This is a genomic window from Streptosporangium sp. G12 (assembly GCF_052983175.1).
This window is the reverse complement of the sequence record NZ_JBRIQO010000095.1, coordinates 1-1,048: the sequence shown is the minus strand read 5'-3', so window position 1 is coordinate 1,048 and position 1,048 is coordinate 1. Positions and strand designations below refer to the sequence as shown.

Annotated in this window: 1 protein-coding gene; it reads left to right on the top strand. The window is 71.0% G+C overall.

Going from position 1 to position 1,048, the window contains the following annotated elements:
- Window positions 1-1,048 (top strand): acyltransferase domain-containing protein (locus ACVCAG_RS45745; protein WP_440089935.1); only part of this gene is annotated, 1,048 nt, incomplete at both ends.

Genomic DNA, 1,048 nt, shown 5'->3' with positions numbered 1-1,048 from the left:
GGTAAGACGGTGTTCGTCTTTCCCGGTCAGGGGTCGCAGTGGCTGGGGATGGGGGTTGAGCTGCTGGAGTCGTCGGCGGTGTTCGCGGCGCGGATGGCGGAGTGCGAGGTGGCGCTGTCGGAGTTCGTGGACTGGTCGCTGACCGGGGTGTTGCGGGCCGAGGAGGGCCAGCCGGGCTTTGACCGGGTGGATGTGGTCCAGCCGGTGTTGTGGGCGATGATGGTCTCGCTCGCGCAGGTGTGGCGGTCGGTGGGGGTGGAGCCGGCGGCGGTGGTGGGCCATTCGCAGGGTGAGATCGCGGCTGCGGTGGTGGCCGGTGCGCTGTCCTTGGAGGATGGTGCGCGGGTGGTGGCGTTGCGTAGCCGGGCGATCGTGGCGCTGGCGGGTCAGGGTGGGATGGTGTCGGTTCCGCTGCCGTCGGCGCAGGTGGCCGAGCGGCTGGCGGGGTTGGACGGCCGGGTGTCGGTGGCGGCGGTCAACGGCCCGGCCTCGACGGTGATCTCCGGTGATGTGGACGCGCTGGACGGGTTGCTGGCCGAGTATGAGCTGGCGGGGGTGCGGGCCAAGCGGATCGAGGTGGATTACGCCTCGCATTCGGCGTATGTGGCCGCGATCGAGGGTGAGCTGGCCACCCTGCTGGCGCCGGTGGCGCCGCGTATCGGGCGTACTCCGTGGTATTCGACGGTGCGGGGGTGCTGGCTGGAGGGTGTGGAGGCCGGTGGCGCGTACTGGTATGAGAATCTGCGTGAGACGGTGGGGTTCGGTCCGGCGGTGGAGGTGCTGGCGGGCGAGGGGTTCCGGTTCTTCGTGGAGTGCAGTGCGCATCCGGTGTTGCGGATCGGGGTGCTGGAGAGTGTGGAGGCGGCCGGGCTCGCGGATGCCTGCGTGGTGGTGGGCACGTTGCGGCGTGATGACGGCGGGGTGCGCCGGTTGTGGACGAGCGCGGCCGAGGTGTGGGTACGCGGTGGAGAGGTGGACTGGGAGCGGGCCATCGCCCCGGCCGGGCCTCGCCGGGTGGATCTGCCCACCTACGCCTTCCAGCACCAGC